At 72.1% G+C, this 17613-nt stretch carries 18 protein-coding genes; 10 read left to right on the forward strand and 8 right to left on the reverse strand.

Translation table 11 applies throughout. The features are described from left to right. Positions 1-74 precede the first annotated feature (74 nt). Positions 75-1748 (forward strand): AMP-binding protein, encoded by a 1674-nt coding sequence (locus tag ACQY0Z_RS25015; protein WP_189899040.1) that lies wholly within the window; start codon positions 75-77, stop codon positions 1746-1748. Further along, positions 1745-3337, forward strand: coding sequence for an AMP-binding protein (locus ACQY0Z_RS25020; protein WP_439812836.1), 1593 nt, complete (start codon positions 1745-1747; stop codon positions 3335-3337). Before ACQY0Z_RS25015 ends, ACQY0Z_RS25020 begins: the two co-directional genes overlap by 4 nt. Before the next feature lie 7 nt (positions 3338-3344). Here ACQY0Z_RS25020 and ACQY0Z_RS25025 read toward each other — a convergent pair whose 3' ends face one another. Further along, positions 3345-3884, reverse strand: coding sequence for a GNAT family N-acetyltransferase (locus ACQY0Z_RS25025; RefSeq protein ID WP_439812837.1), 540 nt, complete (start codon positions 3882-3884; stop codon positions 3345-3347). 43 nt (positions 3885-3927) lie between these two features. Further along, a complete protein-coding gene (locus ACQY0Z_RS25030) occupies positions 3928-4602 on the reverse strand; it encodes a hypothetical protein (protein WP_189899037.1) in 675 nt (224 codons plus the stop codon). A gap of 213 nt (positions 4603-4815) precedes the next feature. Here ACQY0Z_RS25030 and gcl point away from each other — a divergent pair, with 213 nt between their 5' ends. Beyond that, positions 4816-6600: a glyoxylate carboligase gene (gene gcl, locus ACQY0Z_RS25035; protein WP_254587278.1), complete on the forward strand. Its 1785-nt coding sequence runs from the start codon at positions 4816-4818 to the stop codon at positions 6598-6600. A 126-nt stretch (positions 6601-6726) separates the two neighbouring features. On the opposite strand, the gene ACQY0Z_RS25040 is transcribed toward gcl, so the two are convergent. The 4 genes from ACQY0Z_RS25040 to ACQY0Z_RS25055 form a co-directional block, all read right to left on the reverse strand. Further along, positions 6727-7431 (reverse strand): TIGR04222 domain-containing membrane protein, encoded by a 705-nt coding sequence (locus ACQY0Z_RS25040; RefSeq protein ID WP_381726521.1) that lies wholly within the window; start codon positions 7429-7431, stop codon positions 6727-6729. Between the two features lie 192 nt (positions 7432-7623). Further along, positions 7624-7860 carry a hypothetical protein gene (locus ACQY0Z_RS25045; RefSeq protein WP_189899034.1) on the reverse strand — a complete coding sequence of 79 codons (237 nt, stop codon included), beginning with the start codon at positions 7858-7860 and terminating at the stop codon, positions 7624-7626. A 370-nt stretch (positions 7861-8230) separates the two neighbouring features. After that, entirely contained in the window at positions 8231-9121 is an 891-nt protein-coding gene (locus ACQY0Z_RS25050) for a 2-hydroxy-3-oxopropionate reductase (protein ID WP_189899033.1), read from the reverse strand. Between the two features lie 46 nt (positions 9122-9167). Continuing rightward, positions 9168-10013: a TIM barrel protein gene (locus ACQY0Z_RS25055; RefSeq protein ID WP_189899032.1), complete on the reverse strand. Its 846-nt coding sequence runs from the start codon at positions 10011-10013 to the stop codon at positions 9168-9170. A gap of 120 nt (positions 10014-10133) precedes the next feature. On the opposite strand from ACQY0Z_RS25055, the gene ACQY0Z_RS25060 reads away from it, so the two are divergent. The 7 genes from ACQY0Z_RS25060 to ACQY0Z_RS25090 all read left to right on the forward strand — a co-directional run bounded on the left by ACQY0Z_RS25060 (position 10134) and on the right by ACQY0Z_RS25090 (position 15857). Then, positions 10134-10385 carry a hypothetical protein gene (locus tag ACQY0Z_RS25060; protein WP_189899031.1) on the forward strand — a complete coding sequence of 84 codons (252 nt, stop codon included), beginning with the start codon at positions 10134-10136 and terminating at the stop codon, positions 10383-10385. Next, positions 10382-10750, forward strand: coding sequence for a helix-turn-helix domain-containing protein (locus ACQY0Z_RS25065; RefSeq protein WP_019521903.1), 369 nt, complete (start codon positions 10382-10384; stop codon positions 10748-10750). Before ACQY0Z_RS25060 ends, ACQY0Z_RS25065 begins: the two co-directional genes overlap by 4 nt. A gap of 156 nt (positions 10751-10906) precedes the next feature. Further along, positions 10907-11416, forward strand: a complete 510-nt coding sequence (gene uraD / locus ACQY0Z_RS25070) for a 2-oxo-4-hydroxy-4-carboxy-5-ureidoimidazoline decarboxylase (RefSeq protein WP_189899030.1) — start codon at positions 10907-10909, stop codon at positions 11414-11416. A 6-nt stretch (positions 11417-11422) separates the two neighbouring features. Next, complete coding sequence (uraH, locus tag ACQY0Z_RS25075; RefSeq protein ID WP_189899029.1) at positions 11423-11812, forward strand: hydroxyisourate hydrolase; 390 nt, start codon at positions 11423-11425, stop codon at positions 11810-11812. Positions 11813-11817: 5 nt separating this feature from the next. After that, positions 11818-12714, forward strand: a complete 897-nt coding sequence (gene pucL, locus ACQY0Z_RS25080) for a factor-independent urate hydroxylase (RefSeq protein ID WP_439812838.1) — start codon at positions 11818-11820, stop codon at positions 12712-12714. Between the two features lie 119 nt (positions 12715-12833). Continuing rightward, positions 12834-14213, forward strand: a complete 1380-nt coding sequence (locus tag ACQY0Z_RS25085; RefSeq protein WP_189899025.1) for an 8-oxoguanine deaminase — start codon at positions 12834-12836, stop codon at positions 14211-14213. Between the two features lie 255 nt (positions 14214-14468). Continuing rightward, positions 14469-15857, forward strand: a complete 1389-nt coding sequence (locus tag ACQY0Z_RS25090; protein WP_439812839.1) for a nucleobase:cation symporter-2 family protein — start codon at positions 14469-14471, stop codon at positions 15855-15857. 16 nt (positions 15858-15873) lie between these two features. Here ACQY0Z_RS25090 and ACQY0Z_RS25095 read toward each other — a convergent pair whose 3' ends face one another. After that, positions 15874-16533 (reverse strand): peptidoglycan recognition protein family protein, encoded by a 660-nt coding sequence (locus tag ACQY0Z_RS25095; protein ID WP_254587273.1) that lies wholly within the window; start codon positions 16531-16533, stop codon positions 15874-15876. 100 nt (positions 16534-16633) lie between these two features. Then, on the reverse strand, positions 16634-17518 hold the full coding sequence (locus ACQY0Z_RS25100; protein ID WP_189899019.1) for a lysozyme: 885 nt from the start codon (positions 17516-17518) through the stop codon (positions 16634-16636). Between the last annotated feature and the right edge of the window lie 95 nt (positions 17519-17613).

The following is a 17613-nucleotide window of genomic DNA, read 5'->3' on the forward strand; positions in this document are numbered from 1 at the left end:
GGTAGTGAGACCTGCATCACGGATTACACGATGGCGGTGAGCCGCCCGGCAAGGTCCGGCACCGAGGAGGACGCATGACGACGGCGACGGAGCAGTTCCGCAGGGCCCGGGACTTCCTGCTGGAACACCGTGAGGACTACGCCACCGCCTACCGGGACTTCGCCTGGCCCCGGCCCGAACGCTTCAACTGGGCCCTGGACTGGTTCGACGCGATCGCCGACGGCAACGACCGCACGGCCCTGCACCTCGTCGAGGAGGACGGCGGCGAGACCCGTCTGTCCTTCGCCGAGCTGTCGCGCCGCTCCGACCGGGTCGCGAACTGGCTGCGGGAGCGGGGCGTGGCCGCCGAGGACCGGGTGCTGGTGATGCTCGGCAACCAGGCCGAACTGTGGGAGACCGCCCTGGCCGCGATGAAGCTGCGCGCCGTGGTCATCCCCGCCACCCCGCTGCTCGGCCCCGCCGACCTGCGCGACCGCGTCGACCGCGGCGAGGTCCGCCATGTGATCGTGCGCTCCGCCGACACCGCGAAGTTCGACGAGGTGCCCGGCGACTACACCCGTATCGCGGTGGGGGAGGAGCCCGGCGGCGCCTGGCTGCCGTACGCCGACGCGTACGGCGCGTCCGACACCTTCACCGCCGACGGGCCGACCCTCGCCGACGACCCGCTGATGCTGTACTTCACCTCGGGCACCACCGCCCGCCCCAAGCTGGTCGAGCACACCCACACCTCGTACCCGGTCGGGCATCTGGCGACCATGTACTGGATCGGCCTGCGCCCCGGCGACGTGCACCTCAACATCTCCTCGCCCGGCTGGGCCAAGCACGCCTGGTCCAACCTCTTCGCCCCGTGGAACGCCGAGGCGACCGTCTTCCTGCACAACTACACCCGCTTCGACGCGCCCCGCCTGATGGCCGAGATGGACAAGGCGGGCGTCACCACCTTCTGCGCCCCGCCGACCGTGTGGCGCATGCTCATCCAGTCCGACCTGGGCCGGCTGCGCACCCCGCCCCGTGAGGTCGTCGCCGCGGGCGAGCCCCTCAACCCGGAGGTCATCGAACAGGTGCGGCGCGCCTGGGGCGTCACCATCCGGGACGGCTTCGGGCAGACCGAGACCGCCGTGCAGGTGTCCAACAGTCCCGGCCAGGTCCTCAAGACCGGCTCCATGGGCCGCCCCAGCCCCGGCTACCGCGTGGAGCTCCTCGACCCGGTGTCGGGCGCGCCCGGCGTCAGCGAGGGCGAGATCGCGCTGGACCTGTCCGAGCGGCCCGTCGGCCTGATGACGGGCTACCACGGCGACCCGGACCGCACGGCGGAGGCGATGGCCGGCGGCTACTACCGCACCGGCGACATCGGCTCCCGCGACGAGGACGGCTACATCACCTACGTGGGGCGCGCGGACGACGTGTTCAAGGCGTCCGACTACAAGATCAGCCCGTTCGAGCTGGAGAGCGCGCTGCTGGAGCACGAGGCGGTCGCCGAGGCGGCCGTGGTGCCCGCCCCTGACGAACTGCGGCTGGCCGTGCCGAAGGCGTACATCGTGCTCGCCGACGGCTGGGAGCCAGGACCCGACACGGCGAAGGTCCTCTTCGACCACTCCCGCCAGGTGCTCGCCCCCTACAAGCGCGTCCGCCGTATCGAGTTCGGCGAACTGCCCAAGACCGTCTCGGGCAAGATCCGCCGCATCGAACTGCGCGAGGCGACGGCGGCCGGCTCGACCGCCGAGTACCGCGAGGAGGACTTCCGGTGACCGACCTCTCCTACAGCCACGGCACCAGCGCCACGACCCTCCTTGGCGACACCGTCGGCGCCAACCTGGACCGCGCGGTCGCCGCCTGGCCCGACCGCGAGGCGCTGGTCGACGTGGAGTCCGGCCGGCGCTGGACCTACGCCGAATTCGCCGAGCACGTCGACGAGTTGGCGTCCGCACTGCTCAACTCCGGTGTGACGAAGGGCGACCGGGTGGGCATCTGGGCGGTCAACTGTCCCGAGTGGGTGTTCACGCAGTACGCCACCGCCCGCATCGGCGCGATCATGGTGAACATCAACCCGGCGTACCGCACGCACGAGGTCGAGTACGTCCTCAGGCAGTCCGGCATCCGGCTGCTGGTCGCCTCCCTCAGCCACAAGACGAGCGACTACCGGGCCATGGCGGAGGAAGTCCGCGGAAGATGCCCGGAGCTGCGGGAGGTCGTGTACGTCGGCGACCCGAGCTGGGACGCCCTGGTCGCCCGCGCCACCCCGGACCCCGTCCGGCCGGAGCTGTCCTGCGACGACCCCATCAACATCCAGTACACCTCGGGCACCACCGGCTTCCCCAAGGGCGCCACCCTCTCCCACCACAACATCCTCAACAACGGCTACTTCGTGGGGGAGCTGATCGCCTACAGCGAGCAGGACCGGGTGTGCATCCCGGTGCCCTTCTACCACTGCTTCGGCATGGTCATGGGCAACCTGGCGGCCACCTCGCACGGCGCCTGCATGGTCATCCCCGCCGCGTCCTTCGACCCGGCTGCCACCCTGCGCGCGGTCGAGCAGGAGCGCTGCACCTCCCTGTACGGGGTGCCGACGATGTTCATCGCCGAGCTGAACCTGCCCGACTTCGCCTCCTACGACCTCACCTCGCTGCGCACCGGCATCATGGCGGGCTCGCCCTGCCCGGTGGAGGTGATGAAGCGGGTGGTCGCCGAGATGCACATGGAGCAGGTCTCCATCTGCTACGGCATGACGGAGACCTCCCCGGTGTCCCTCCAGACCCGCATGGAGGACGACCTGGAGCACCGCACCGGCACCGTCGGCCGCGTCCTTCCGCACATCGAGGTGAAGGTCGTCGACCCGGCGACCGGCGTCACCGTGCCGCGCGGCACGTCCGGCGAACTGTGCACCCGTGGCTACAGCGTGATGCTCGGCTACTGGGACGAGCCGGAGAAGACCGCCGAGGCGATCGACCGCGGCCGCTGGATGCACACCGGCGACCTCGCGATGATGCGCGACGACGGCTACGTGGAGATCGTCGGCCGCATCAAGGACATGATCATCCGGGGCGGCGAGAACATCTACCCGCGCGAGATCGAGGAGTTCCTCTACGGCCACCCGAAGGTCGCGGACGTCCAGGTCGTCGGCGTCCCGCACGAGCGCTACGGCGAGGAGGTCCTGGCCTGCGTCATCCCCCGCGACCCGGCCGACCCGCTCACCCTGGACGAACTGCGCACGTACTGCGACGGCCGCCTGGCCCACTACAAGGTGCCGAGCCGCCTGGAACTCCTGGAGACCTTCCCGATGACGGTCTCGGGGAAGGTGCGCAAGATCGAACTGAGGGAGAAGTACGCGACGGGCTGAGCGGTGCTCAGCCACCGGGCGCCGACGGACCGTCGGCGCCCGGTAGTTCCAGGCGCATGCAGACGCGCGGCCAGTGGTCGAGGCCGTGGGCGCTCTCCTCGGCGCGGATGCGGCGCAGACCCGGGGTGAGTTCGGGCTCGGGCAGGGTGCGGAAACCGAGGCGGGCGTAGTACGGGGCGTTCCACGGGACCTCGGCGAACGTGGTGAGGGTGAGGGCGGTCAGGTCCCGCTCGCGGGCGTGCTCGGCGGCGTGCGCGAGCAGGGTGCGGCCCACGCCCCGGCGGGCGGCGCGCGGATGGACGGAGACCTGTTCGACGTGGAGGGCGCCGTCGACCGGCTCGGCGGTCACGTACGCCACGGGGCGGTCCCGCTCGTCCACCGCGACCCAGCAGCGGCCGGCCTTCCGACAGCGCTCCAGCTCGTCCAGCATGGGCGGGTCGTCGTCGGCGATCTCCGGCATGCCCACGTCGCGGAACGGCGCGCCGGCCGCCCGTTCGACGTCCTGGAGGGCGGGCAGGTCACCGGGGGCGGCGGGACGGATGCGCATCCGACGAGTATCGGACGCACCCGCCGCACGCGTCGCGGGAGTTTCAGGACGCGTCCGCGTCCAGCGCCACCGCGGCCGCGTTCTCGGGACGGGCGACGCCCGAGGGTTCGAGGACGAACAGCGGGACGTCCAGGGCGTCGGCGCGGCCGCGGGCCTCCGCGGTGTAGCCGGAGAGCGAGAAGTACAGACAGGCCGCGGACTCCGTCATGGCGGTCAGCCACAGGCACTCCACGTCCCGTGGGGTCGCCCGCCGCGCCGCCGGGTCGAGCTGGGCCAGCACGCCCCGGCCGGCCAGTCCGACTCCGGACGTCGGCCGCTGGTCCGCGCGCCGGATGTCGTCGTGGCCGAGGCGGCGCAGATACAGCACGGCGGCCGTGACCGCGTCGCGCGCGCTGCGGATCGGCACGGTGGGGCCGGCGGCCCGCCCCGGCCTCCCGGCGGCGGGCGCGTCCTCACGGTGGTCCGTGACCGGGATGCGCAGCACCGTGCCACAGGGGCAGCCCAGTTCGGGGTGCGGCCACTCGCCGCGCGTGCCGCAGCTGCCGCAGCGCACGGTCACCCATTCCTCGCGCCAGGAGCGGTGCCCGACGGCGGCCGGCACCCGGTCGGGGTCCAGCGGCGCGGCGACGGGCGCGCCACAGGCGCAGGGGTACGCCGGGGCCGTGTAGCGGTGCGAGCGCCGACAGGCGGGGCAGCGCACCGGGAGGCTCTCGGACATGGGTCCACTCCGTTGTTCTCGAGGCGCGTCCATCGTCCTCCTCCCGCCCGCCGATGTCCCGCACTTGCGGCCGCTCTTGACGGTCTCCGTCCGCTGCTTCTACATTCATTCCAGATAGCAGAAAGAATATTCCGCAATACGGAATGAACGGAAGCGGCTCACCGCGGGGCGCGACGGGCGTGCGAATCCGAGAAGCCGAAGCAGGAGTACTCCATGGCTCGAATGACGGCTGCCCGCGCGGCGGTCGAGATCCTCAAGCGCGAGGGCGTCGACGTCGCGTTCGGTGTCCCCGGCGCGGCGATCAACCCGTTCTACGCGGCGCTCAAGGCGTCCGGCGGCATCGGCCACACCCTCGCCCGCCATGTGGAGGGCGCCTCCCACATGGCCGAGGGCTACACCCGCACCCACCCCGGCAACATCGGCGTGTGCATCGGCACGTCGGGTCCGGCCGGCACCGACATGATCACCGGCCTGTACTCGGCGTCCGGCGACTCCGTCCCGATCCTCTGCGTCACCGGCCAGGCGCCGACCGCGGTGATCCACAAGGAGGACTTCCAGGCCGTCGACATCGCCTCCATCGCCCGCCCGGTCACCAAGATGGCGGTGACCGTGCTGGAGGCCGCGCAGGTTCCCGGTGTCTTTCAGCAGGCCTTCCACCTGATGCGCTCCGGCCGGCCCGGGCCCGTGCTGATCGACCTGCCGATCGACGTGCAGCTCACGGAGATCGAGTTCGACCCCGACACCTACGAGCCGCTCCCCGTCTACAAGCCGGCCGCGACCCGCGCGCAGATCGAGAAGGCGCTCGGCATGCTGAACGCCGCCGAGCGGCCGCTGATCGTCGCGGGCGGCGGGGTCGTCAACGCCGACGCGGCGGACCTGCTGGTGCGGTTCGCGGAGCTGACCGGCACACCCGTCGTGCCGACGCTGATGGGCTGGGGTGTCATCCCCGACGACCACGAACTCAACGCCGGCATGGTCGGGTTGCAGACCTCCCACCGCTACGGCAACGCGACGTTCCTGGAGTCCGACTTCGTCCTCGGCATCGGCAACCGCTGGGCCAACCGGCACACCGGCCGCCTCGACGTCTACACCGCCGGCCGCACCTTCGTGCACGTCGACGTCGAACCCACCCAGATCGGCCGCATCTTCGCCCCCGACTACGGCATCGCCTCCGACGCGCGCGCCGCGCTGGAACTGTTCGTCGAGGCCGCGGAGGAGATGCGGGCGGCGGGCCGCCTCCCCGACCGCACGGCCTGGGCGGCCTCCGCGCAGGAACGGCGCGCCACGCTGCAGCGCCGTACGCACTTCGACGACGTGCCGATGAAGCCGCAGCGGGTCTACGAGGAGATGAACAAGGCGTTCGGGCCCGAGACGCGGTACGTCACCACCATCGGCCTCTCCCAGATCGCGGGCGCGCAGATGCTGCACGTCTACCGGCCGCGCCACTGGATCAACTGCGGCCAGGCGGGCCCCCTCGGCTGGACCGTCCCGGCGGCGCTGGGCGTGGCGAAGGCCGACCCGGAGGCCCGGGTCGTCGCCCTCTCCGGCGACTACGACTTCCAGTTCATGATCGAGGAACTGGCCGTCGGCGCACAGCACCGCATCCCGTACGTCCACGTCCTCGTCAACAACGCCTACCTGGGCCTGATCCGCCAGGCCCAGCGCGCCTTCGACATCGACTTCCAGGTCAACCTGGAGTTCGAGAACATCAACACCCCCGAACTGGGCGTCTACGGCGTCGACCACGTCAAGGTCGCGGAGGGCCTGGGCTGCAAGGCGATCCGCGTCACCGACCCGAACGAACTGGGCGCGGCCTTCGAGCAGGCGAAGAAGCTCGCGGCGGAACACCGCGTCCCGGTCATCGTCGAGGCGATCCTGGAACGGGTCACGAACATCGCCATGTCGACGACGAACGACATCGGCAACGTGGTCGAGTTCGAACCGGTCGCCACGGAGCCGGGCCACGCCCCGACGGCGGTCAGGCCGCTGAAGGTCTGACGACAGCGGGGACAGGGGCGGGGTGGCAGGCGAAACCCCGCCCCTGCCACGTCGGTCCCTCGACTCGCTCCGTCCGGCGATGGTCACCCGGCGGACGGACCTCGGGCAACCGGGTTCGGTTCGGGCTCAGTCGCCCCCGCCCCCGCCGCAGCCCCCTCCGCCTCCGCAACCCCCTCCGCTTCCGCCCCCGCAGAACCCGCCGCCGCAGTAGCGGGGGCCCGTGTAGGCGCCGCTGGAGCCGCCGGAGGCGGGGATGAAGTGGCGCAGGGTGCGCTTGTGGCGGAGGCGGACGCGGGGGGTGAGGCCCGCGCGAAGGGCGAAACGGGGGACGACGACGCGGAGGGCCGCCTGGCCGTGCAGGGCGACGGCCAGGAGCTTCTCCTTGTCGGAGAGGCCGTCGCGGCTCGCCGGGACGGGATACGCGGTGCGCAGCACGTGCAGGCGGCGGCGTGCCGCCCGCGTCGCGCCCAGCAGCGGCGGCGGACTCACCAGGTCCGTGTCCACCAGTCCGGCCTTCAGCGTGTCCACCGCCCACCGGACGTCCGGGTCGCGGTGCAACTCCCGTATCGCGCACGGCCGTTGCAGTCGCTGGTGCACCGCGCTCTCCAGGTACGGCACCCGCAGCTCCGCCGGGACGTCGAGGTCCTCGTCCGGCGTCGGCAGCGCGCGCCCCGCCTCGTTGTCGACCGCCACCAGCCTGCCCCGTGAGCCCGGCTCGACGGCGCCGCGCAGATGCAGGGCGACGACGGCCACCACGACGGCGGCGCGCGGGCCCCCGGCCAGCAGGGCGAGTTCGTGCGGCGCTTCCCGCACGCGCTCGGTGTCGGCCATGACAGGACACCCCCTCGGACAGGGGGCCCGCCGCCCCCGTGCCGGCGGGCCCCGTGTGCGGGGATGGTTCCGCGCGCGGGGCCCGCCGAAGCCTCGGGAGGCCGTGTTCAGAGGTTCATTTGAGGGTGCCGTAGCCGTCCTACGGACGATGCCGTACGGCGCCGCCCACGGACGCCGCCGTACGCCCGCGTCTCACGGCTCGTGGTGTTCGGACAGCCCCGGCCAGTCGTCCGGGCCGCCGCCCTGCCACTCGATGAAGTCCGCGTCCTCGACGTCGGTGACGTACAGGTCGGCCAGGCGCAGGATCTCGCCCACGTCGTCGGTGTGCGTGGCGACGCCCAGCGTCTCGTCGTCGGAGGTGACCCGCCGGGAGCCGTCCAGGGCGGGCGGATGGACCACGATGTGCGGATGCTCCGTCGGATGTGCCATGCCCCCAGGCTGCTGCGGACCGCGCGGATCCGCACGCCGGGACCGGACGCACGCCGGGACCGGACGCACGCCGGGACCGGACGCACGCCGGGGGACGGTGGGCTCGGGGCCGCGGCGGCGGCGACGGCCGCGGGGCGTCTCCCCTCAGGTCGAAGGAGACGCGCCGGGGCCTTGACCACCGCACTGGCTCGCACGCCGCCGCGGCGCCCTCGCCCCGCCCGCACCGCCCCGGTGCCGTACGGCCACCCCTCATCCGGGCCGTACGGCGTCGCGGTGCGGGCCGTGGGTTCCGGGCGGCGCCGCCGCCTTGGGCGCGACGGGACTGATGTCGGCGCCGGCGCCGCCCGGGGTCTTCAGGAGGACAGCGGGGTCAGACCTCCGCGCCGGACAGCCGCTCGACGGCCCGCAGCAGCGCGGAGTGGTCGAGCCCGCCGTCGCCCTGGGCGCGCAGGCTCGCCACCAGCTGGGCGACCACCGCGCCGACGGGCAGCGCGGCGCCCACGTTGCGGGCGGCGTCGGTGACGATGCCCATGTCCTTGTGGTGCAGGTCGATGCGGAAGCCCGGCTTGAAGTCCCGCTTCAGGAAGTTGTCCTTCTTGCGGGCCAGCACGGTCGAGCCGGCCAGACCGCCGCCCAGGACGTCCAGCGCGGCCGCGAGGTCGACGCCGGACTTCTCCAGGAAGACCACGGCCTCCGCGCACGCCTGGATGTTCACGGCGACGATCAGCTGGTTGGCGGCCTTCACCGTCTGCCCGGAGCCGTGCGGACCGCACCGCACGATCGTCTTCCCCAGCGCTTCGAACAGCGGCTTCGCCTCGTCGAAGTCGGCCTGCTCGCCGCCCGCCATGATGGACAGCACCGCCTCGATCGCCCCGGCCTCACCACCGGACACGGGCGCGTCGAGCACCCGGATGCCCTTCTCCTTCGCGGCGGCGGCCAGGTCCACGGAGGTCTGCGGGGTGATCGAGGACATGTCGATCAGCAGGGCGCCGCGCCGCGCGTTCTCCAGGATGCCGTCGGGGCCGTAGGCCACGGCCTCGACCTGCGGGGAGGCGGGGACCATCGTGACGATCACGTCCGCGTCCCGCACCGCCTCGGCGACGGAGGAGGCGGCGGTGCCGCCCGCGGCGGCCAGCCGGTCCAGCTTCTCCCGCTCCAGGGTGTAGCCGGTGACGTCGTAGCCCGCCTTGATGAGGTTCTCGGACATGGGGGAGCCCATGATGCCGAGACCGATCCAGGCGACCTTGGGAAGGGTGCTCATGAGGGTGCCTCTCGGTACGACTCGGTACGTCTCGAAATGGGGTGCGTCAGCGGGAAGCGCCTGAGCGCGCCTCCCGCGGCAGCCAGTCGAAGGCCTCCGCGCTCGGGCGGTCGCCCGGCTTGTACTCCAGACCGACCCGGCCGTCGTAACCGGCCTTCCGCAGCCGGTCCAGCAGTTCCTCCAGCGGGAGCGACCCGGTGCCGGGCGCGCCGCGCCCCGGGCTGTCGGCGATCTGCACATGCCCGGTCCGGTCCGCGTAGCGGTCGATCACCGCCGGCAGGTCCTCGCCGTTCATGGCCAGGTGGTACAGGTCCATCAGGAAGCGCGCGTTGTCCAGCCCGGTGGCCGCGTCGACCCGCTCGACGACGCCGACGGCGGCCGGCGCCGACACCAGCGGGTAGTGCGGCGACTCGGGCCGGTTGAGCGCCTCGATCAGCAGCACGGCGCCGATCCGGTGGGCGGCCCGCGCGGCGAGGACGAGGTTCTCCAGCGCGAGGGCGTCCTGCTCGGCCGGGTCCACGCCGTCCACCCGGTTGCCGTACAGCGCGTTCAGCGCACGGCAGCCGAGCGACTCGGCGAAACCGGCCGCGACCTCGACGTTCGCCCGGAACCGCTCCGACTCCTCGCCCGGCACGGACAGCGCGCCCCGGTCGGGGCCGGGCAGCCGCCCGGCGTAGAAGTTCAGGCCGGTGAGCCGCACCCCCGCGTCCTCGATCGCCGTGCGCAGCGCGTCCAGTTCGGACCGCGGCGGCACGGGTGAGTCCACCCACGGCCACCACAGCTCGACCGCGCCGAAACCGGCCTCGGCGGCGGCCGCAGGGCGCTCCAGGAGCGGCAGCTCGGTGAAGAGGATCGACAGGTTGACGGTGAAGCGCTGGTCTGCGAATCCCATCGGGCCGCGCTCCCTTCGCATCGTGTCCGATGATTTTCCGTATTACGGAATAAGCTTTCTGCTTACTGGAAGATTGCCTGTGCCGGTGAAGAGCTGTCAAGAGGTCGGTAGGTTGACCCCGTGCGATTGCGAGTGGAGTTCACGACCGAGCCCTTCGACCTCGACGAGGCGCCCGAGCACGCCGTCGTGGCGCGCGAGGTCATCGAGACGGCCGGCCTGGACGAGGTGGACGTCGGGCCGTTCGGCAACACCGCCGAGGGCGGCGCCGACGCGGTGCTCGCCGCCGTGGACACCCTGCTGCGCCGCACCCTGACCGCCGGCGCCACCCGCGTCTCCCTCCAGATCAACGTGGTCGAGGAGGGCGGCCGGTGAGCGGGACCGGTCGGAGCGCGTTCATCGCGGCCGTGAAGCCGCTGGTCGACGCGATGGGCGGGGAGATGATCCCGCCGGACGAGGCCGGCCCCGACGACGTGGTGCTCACCTGGGAGGACGCCGCCGCCGTCGCCGTACGGCTGCCGCAGCTCGCGGACTCCCTCGACCACATCCTGGCCGCGCTGGAGCGGCGCAAGGGCGTGCCGCTGGCGGAGCTGGACCGCAAGGCGAAGCAGGAGATCGTGCGCAGTCTCGAGGCGCGCGGGGCGTTCGCCGTACGGCACGGGGTGGAGACGGTCGCGAGCGCGCTCGGCGTCAGCCGCTTCACCGTCTACAACTACCTCAACCGCGAAAAGGGCGCGTGAACCGAGGCGCGGCCGCCCTCACACGGCGACCGTCAGGCGCCTCACCCAAACGTCACACGGATTTTTCAACAAACTGTTGACGGCCGCGACGTGACGGCGTTCACTGTCGGCACGCCCGTTCGCAGCACACGGCCGTTCGCGGCCACGGAGGCTCCCGTGACGTCGACAGCAACGCCCCCGGGCCTGGCCCGGTTCAACGCCCTGGAGGAGCACGCGGCGCGCACCGCGCTCCTCGAGGTCTGCGCCTCCACCGCCTGGGCCGGACGGCTGCTCGCCGCCCGCCCCTACGCGGACCCCGACGCCCTGTACGCCGAGAGCGACGCCGCCATGGCCGCGCTCACCGAGGCCGACCTGGCCGAGGCGACGGCCGGGCACCCCCCGATCGGCCGCCCGAAGCCGGGGGACCCCACCTCGGCGCGCGAGCAGCGCGGCATGGCCGGGGCGACGGACGAGCTGCGCGCCGAGATGCTGGAGCTGAACCTCGCCTACCAGGAGAGGTTCGGCCATGTGTTCCTGATCTGCGCCACCGGCCGCACCGCCGAGGAGATGCGGGACGCCGTGCGCGAGCGCCTCGGCAACCCGCCGGAGAAGGAACGCGAGATCGTCCGCACCGAACTGGGGAAGATCAACCGCATCCGGCTGACCCGTCTCGTCGAAGAGGACTGACGTCGCATGAGCACCGACACCACCGCCTCCGTGTCCACGCACATCCTGGACACCAGCGCGGGCCGCCCCGCCGAGGGCGTCGCCGTACGCCTGACCGCCCGCCCCGGCCCGCGGGCCGACTGGCAGGAGCTCGGCGGGTCCGCGACCGACGCGGACGGGCGGTGCAAGGACCTGCCGGCCCTGCCGGAGGGAACCACCCATGTACGGCTCGGCTTCGAGGTGGAGCCGTACTTCAAGAAGAAGGCCGAGGCTCAGCAGGACGCCCCCGCGCATCGGGACAGCGGTGCCGTGTTCTTCCCCGAGGTGACGGTCACGTTCGCCGTCACGCCCGGCGAGCACTACCACGTACCGCTGCTGCTCAACCCGTTCGGCTACTCCGTTTACCGAGGGAGCTGACACGCATGCCCACGATCCTGGGACAGAACCAGTACGGCAAGGCAGAGAACCGAGTCGTCACGATCACGCGGGACGGCGCCACCCACCACATCAAGGACCTCAACGTCTCCGTGGCCCTGTCCGGCGACATGGAGGACGTCCACTACAACGGCTCCAACGCCAACGTCCTGCCGACCGACACCACCAAGAACACGGTGTTCGCGTTCGCCAAGGAGCACTCCATCGAGTCCGCCGAGCAGTTCGGCATCCACCTCGCCCGCCACTTCGTCACCTCGCAGGAGCCCATCCACCGGGCGCGCATCCGTATCGAGGAGTACGCCTGGGAGCGCATCGAGACCCCCGGCGAGGCCAAGCACTCCTTCGTCCGCAAGGGCCAGGAGACCCGCCTCACCCAGCTCACCTACGACGGGGAGAGCTGGGAGGTCCTCTCCGGCCTGAAGGACCTCACCGTCCTGAACTCCACCGACTCGGAGTTCTGGGGCTACGTCAAGGACCGCTACACCACCCTCAAGGAGACCCACGACCGGATCCTCGCCACCTCGGTCTCCTCCCGCTGGCGCTTCAACTGGACCGACGACGCGCAGGAGATGCCCGACTGGGAGGCCTCGTACGCGCGGGTCAAGCAGCACATGCTGCGGGCCTTCGCCGAGACGTACTCCCTGTCGCTGCAGCAGACGCTGTACCAGATGGGCTCCCGCGTCATCGAGGAGTGCGCCGAGATCGACGAGATCCGCTTCTCCCTCCCCAACAGCCACCACTTCCTGGTCGACCTGGAGCCGTTCGGCCTGAAGAACGACAACGAGGTGTACTTCGCCTCCGACCGCCCCTACGGCCTGATCGAGGCGACGGTCCTCCGGGACGGCTGCGAGCCGCGCATCCCGGTGGACCTCACCAGCCTCTGACCGCACCCCCACATCGGCACCCGTGGCCGGGTACCCGGGCCCCGCACCCCGCCCGGCCACGGCACTCAAACCCCCAGGGTCCTGCCGTGCCCACTCCCCGTACGCGAAAAGGACGCACCATGGCAGCAGACCGGCGCACCGTCATCGAGAACTGTGCGATCGCCACCGTCGACGCGCAGGACACCGAGCACGCCACCGGGCACCTCGTCCTCGCCGGCGACCGGATCGAGTCGCTCGGCCCCGGCCCGGCCCCCGAGGGCCTGGAGAACGTCGCCCGCCGGATCGACGCCACCGGGCATCTCGCGACCCCCGGCCTGGTCAACACCCACCACCACTTCTACCAGTGGCTCACCCGGGGCCTGGCCACCGACCACAACCTCTTCGACTGGCTCGTCGCCCTCTACCCGACCTGGGCGCGCATCGACGAGGCCATGGTCCACGCGGCGGCCCAGGGGTCCCTCGCGATGATGGCCCGCGGCGGCGTCACCACCGCCATGGACCACCACTACGTCTTCCCGCGCGGCTCCGGCGACCTGTCCGCCGCGATCATCACCGCCGCCCGCGACATGGGCGTCCGCTTCACCCTCGCCCGCGGCTCCATGGACCGCGGCGAGTCCGACGGCGGGCTGCCCCCGGACTTCGCGGTGGAGACCCTCGACGACGCGCTCGCCGCCACCGAGGAGACGGTGCGCCGCCACCACGACACCTCGCCCGGCGCGATGACCCAGGTCGCCGTCGCCCCCTGCTCCCCGTTCTCCGTCTCCACCGAACTCATGCGCCAGGGCGCGGAGTTGGCCCGCCGCCTCGGCGTACGGCTGCACACCCACGGGTCGGAGACCGTGGAGGAGGAGAAGTTCTGCCACGAGCTGTTCGGCATGGGCCCGACCGACTACTTCGAGTCCACCGGCTGGCTCGGCGACGACGTGTGGATGGCGCACTGCGTCCACATGAACGACTCCGACATCGCCGCGTTCGCCCGCACCGGCACCGGCGTCGCCCACTGCCCGTCCTCCAACGCCCGCCTCGCCGCCGGCATCGCCCGCGTCCCCGACATGCTCGCGGCCGGCGTCCCCGTCGGCCTCGGCGTGGACGGCACCGCCTCCAACGAGTCCGGCGAACTCCACACCGAACTGCGCAACGCCCTCCTGATCAACCGCCTCGGCGCCCACCGCGAGAAGGCCCTCACCGCACGCCAGGCCCTGCGCCTCGGCACCCACGGCGGCGCACGCGTCCTCGGCCGGGCGGACGAGATCGGCTCCCTGGAGCCGGGCAAGCTCGCCGACCTGGTGCTCTGGCGGATGGACACCCTCGCCCACGCCTCCATCGCCGACCCGGTCACCGCCCTGGTGTTCGGCGCCGCCGCCCCGGTCACCGCGTCCTTCGTGAACGGCCGTCAGATCGTCGAGAACGGCCGGCTGCTCACCGCGGACGAGGACGCGATCGCCCGCACGACCCGCGCCGAGGCGCGGCGCCTCGCCCGGATCGCCGGGCACGCCTGACCCCCGCTCGTCTCCGGGCCGTGAGGGACGGCTCCCGGCCCGGAGACCGCGGACCCCCGTACGCGGGAGTCCGCGGAGGCCGTCTCCGGGGCGCGCCCCGGCGCGCCCCGGGAACGGCACACACCCCCCGCTCCACCGGACGTCACCGTCCCTCCCCACGCTCGGCCGCACTCGAGCGGGAGGTACCCACGCCCGCCCGCACCTCCCTGACAACCACGCCGCCCCCGGCGTGCAACCGACCGGAGGAACACCGCAGTGGCCGACCACCCCGTAGACGAGAAACTCCCCGCGCCGAAAATGGCGACGACCGGCCTCCAGCACGTGGCCGCCATGTACGCGGGCGTCGTCGCCCCGCCCCTGATCGTCGGCGCGGCCGTCGGTCTCACCCCCGCCGAACTCACCTTCCTCACCGGCGCCTGCCTGTTCACCGCGGGTCTCGCCACGTTCCTGCAGACCGTCGGCATCTGGAAGATCGGCGCCCGGCTGCCGTTCGTCAACGGCGTCACCTTCGCCGGCGTCGCCCCCATGACCGCGATCGTCGCCTCCACCGACGACAAGAAGGACGCCCTGCCCATCATCTTCGGCGCGGTCATCGTCGCCGGACTGCTCGGCTTCCTCGCCGCGCCCTTCTTCAGCAAGGCGGTCCGCTTCTTCCCGCCCGTGGTCACCGGCACCGTGATCACCCTGATAGGCGTCTCCCTGCTGCCCGTCGCCTTCGGCTGGGCACAGGGAGGAAGCCCCGACGCCGACGACTACGGCTCGGCCACCAACCTCGGCCTCGCCGCGCTGACCCTGCTCATCGTGCTGCTGCTGCGCCGCTTCACCCGCGGCTTCGTCAAGCAGATCGCCGTGCTGCTCGGCATGGTCGCCGGCACCCTGATCGCGATCCCGTTCGGCGTCACCGACTTCTCCCCGGTCGCCGACGCGGACCTCATCGGCTTCCCCACGCCGTTCCACTTCGGCGCCCCGCAGTTCCAGCTCGCCGCGATCCTCTCGCTGTGCGTGGTGATGGTCGTGTCGATGACCGAGTCGACCGCCGACATGCTGGCCCTCGGCGAGATCGTCGAGCGCCCCGCCGACGAGAGGACCATCGCGGCCGGACTGCGCGCCGACACGCTCGGCTCGGCGATCGCCCCGCTGTTCAACGGCTTCATGTGCAGCGCGTTCGCCCAGAACATCGGGCTCGTCGCGATGACGCGGATCCGCAGCCGGTTCGTCGTCGCCACCGGCGGCGGCTTCCTCGTCCTCATGGGCCTGTGCCCGGTCGCCGCCTCGCTCATCGCCGTCGTGCCGCGCCCGGTGCTCGGCGGCGCGGGGGTGGTCCTCTTCGGGTCGGTCGCCGCCAGCGGCATCCAGACCCTCGCCAAGGCGGGCCTGGACAAGGACAACAACGTCCTCGTCGTCGCCGTGTCCCTCGCCGTCGGCGTCATCCCGATCAGCGCGCCCGAGTTCTACCACGCGTTCCCGGAGACGGCCCGCATCGTCCTGGACTCCGGCATCTCCACCGGCTGCGTGGTCGCGGTCCTGCTGAACCTCGTCTTCAACCACCTGGGCCGGGGCGGCCGAGAGGCCGCCGACGTCACCCATCCGATGGAGACGGGTGAGGACCTCGCCTCCCAGGGCAAGACGCCGGCGGCCTCCTGACGGTCCGGCGGCCCGGTCAGGACCGGGCCGCCGCCACCTCCGCGCGCAGCTGCGGCAGCATGTCGTGGTAGACGCCCGGGCACTCGGTCGTGCCGTAGTCCTTGTGCCCGAAGATCTGCGTGGACGCGATCCCGTACTGGTCGCAGGCGTACGCGCACAGCGCCACCAGCACGTCCCACTGTGCCTTGGGCGGCTGGGCGCCCGCGTGGTACTGGCCCTCGCAGGCGATGCCGACGGCCTGCGTGTTCTGCCCGGAGGTGTGGGCGCCGAGCACGAACGTCCGCCCGCCGTTGAGTGCCGAAAGGCTGCCGGTGCGGCCCTCGGTGATCCAGCCGCCGCGGCTCACCAGGAAGTTGTAGCCGGTGTCCACCCAGCCGTTGTCGTCCATGTGCAGGTCCTGCACCCAGCGGGCGTGGGCGTGCGCCCGGGCACGGGAGTAGTCGGTGACGTTGGCGGACACGGTGTGGTGGACCACGAGCCGGCTGGGCCGGTACTGCAGGACGCTGACGGTCCCCTGCGGGGACCGGGCGCCCCAGACCTTCGTGCCGTCGATGTCGGGCTGCACGGCGTCCGCGCCGCGCGCGTGCGCGACACCGGACACGGCGCCGGCGGCGAGTCCGGCCGCGCCGGCGAGCAGGAGACGGCGCCGGAAGAGGTTGCTGGGCTGCACGATCACTCCTCGGGAGAGGGGGTGTGGGGGGAAAAACGGAGAGGGGCCGGCGTCCGAGGACGTCGGCCCCTCCGCGTGGCCGCGTGCGTGCGGGTCTGTCAGCCCGTCACGTGTTGTTGGCGAGCGCCAGGAGCCGGTCGCGGGAGCCGTTGAACTTGTTGCGGTCGACGTTGCCCGAGACGCCGGAGACCGAGCCGGTGGAGGTGTACTGCCACACGGTCCAGGTGGGGAAGCCGGCGGGGAGGGTGGGCGACGACGCGGAGGTCCAGTGCGCCACCCACAGCGGGCTCTTGGACGACATGCCGGTCCAGCTGCCGGTGCAGGTGTTCCACCAGCTCGCCGTCGTGTAGATGACGACGTCCCGGCTCGTGCGGGCCTTGTAGGTGGTGTAGAAGTCGTTGATCCACGTGCGCATCTGCGTGGTGGACAGGCCGTAGCACATGGCCCCGTACGGGTTGTGCTCGATGTCCAGCACGCCCGGCAGTGTCAGGTTGTCGCGCGACCAGGCGCCGCCGTTGCTCGCGAAGTAGCCCGCCTGGGTGGCCCCGCTGGAGGCGTTGGGGAGCGCGAAGTGGTACGCCCCGCGGATCACGCCCGCGGAGTGCGCGGCGGGGTAGTTGGTGTTGAAGCGGTCGTCCTTGTAGTTGGTTCCCTCGGTCGCCTTGATCCAGGCGAACTGGATGCCGGCGTTGCGCACGGAGGTCCAGTTGATGCTGCCCTGCCAGTGCGACACGTCGATGCCCTGCACGCCGTCCGTGGGGGCCAGCAGCCCGCGCGCCGGTTCCTCGGCGGCGGGGTTGCCCTCGTGGATGCGGGCGCCGACGCCCATGTACGCCTGGCCGGGCTTGACGGTGAGGGGCTGCGGGTCGGGCTGCGGTGCGGCGTTCGCTCCGGTGGCGGACGTGGCCGTGAGCGCGAGGGCGGCGCCGAGGACGCCGAGCGCGGTGGCCGTGCGTCTGCCGAGGCGGGAAACGTGGGGGAGTACCTGCATGGACTTGCCTCCTGACACATGTGGGGATGAGAAGGAGGTGACGTCGGCCGCTGCCACCTGGGCAGTTCCTTACTTCCTTGACGTGCGCGCGTCAT

This window comes from Streptomyces sp. P9-2 (assembly GCF_051903975.1).
Classification (GTDB): Bacteria; Actinomycetota; Actinomycetes; order Streptomycetales; family Streptomycetaceae; genus Streptomyces; species Streptomyces cellulosae.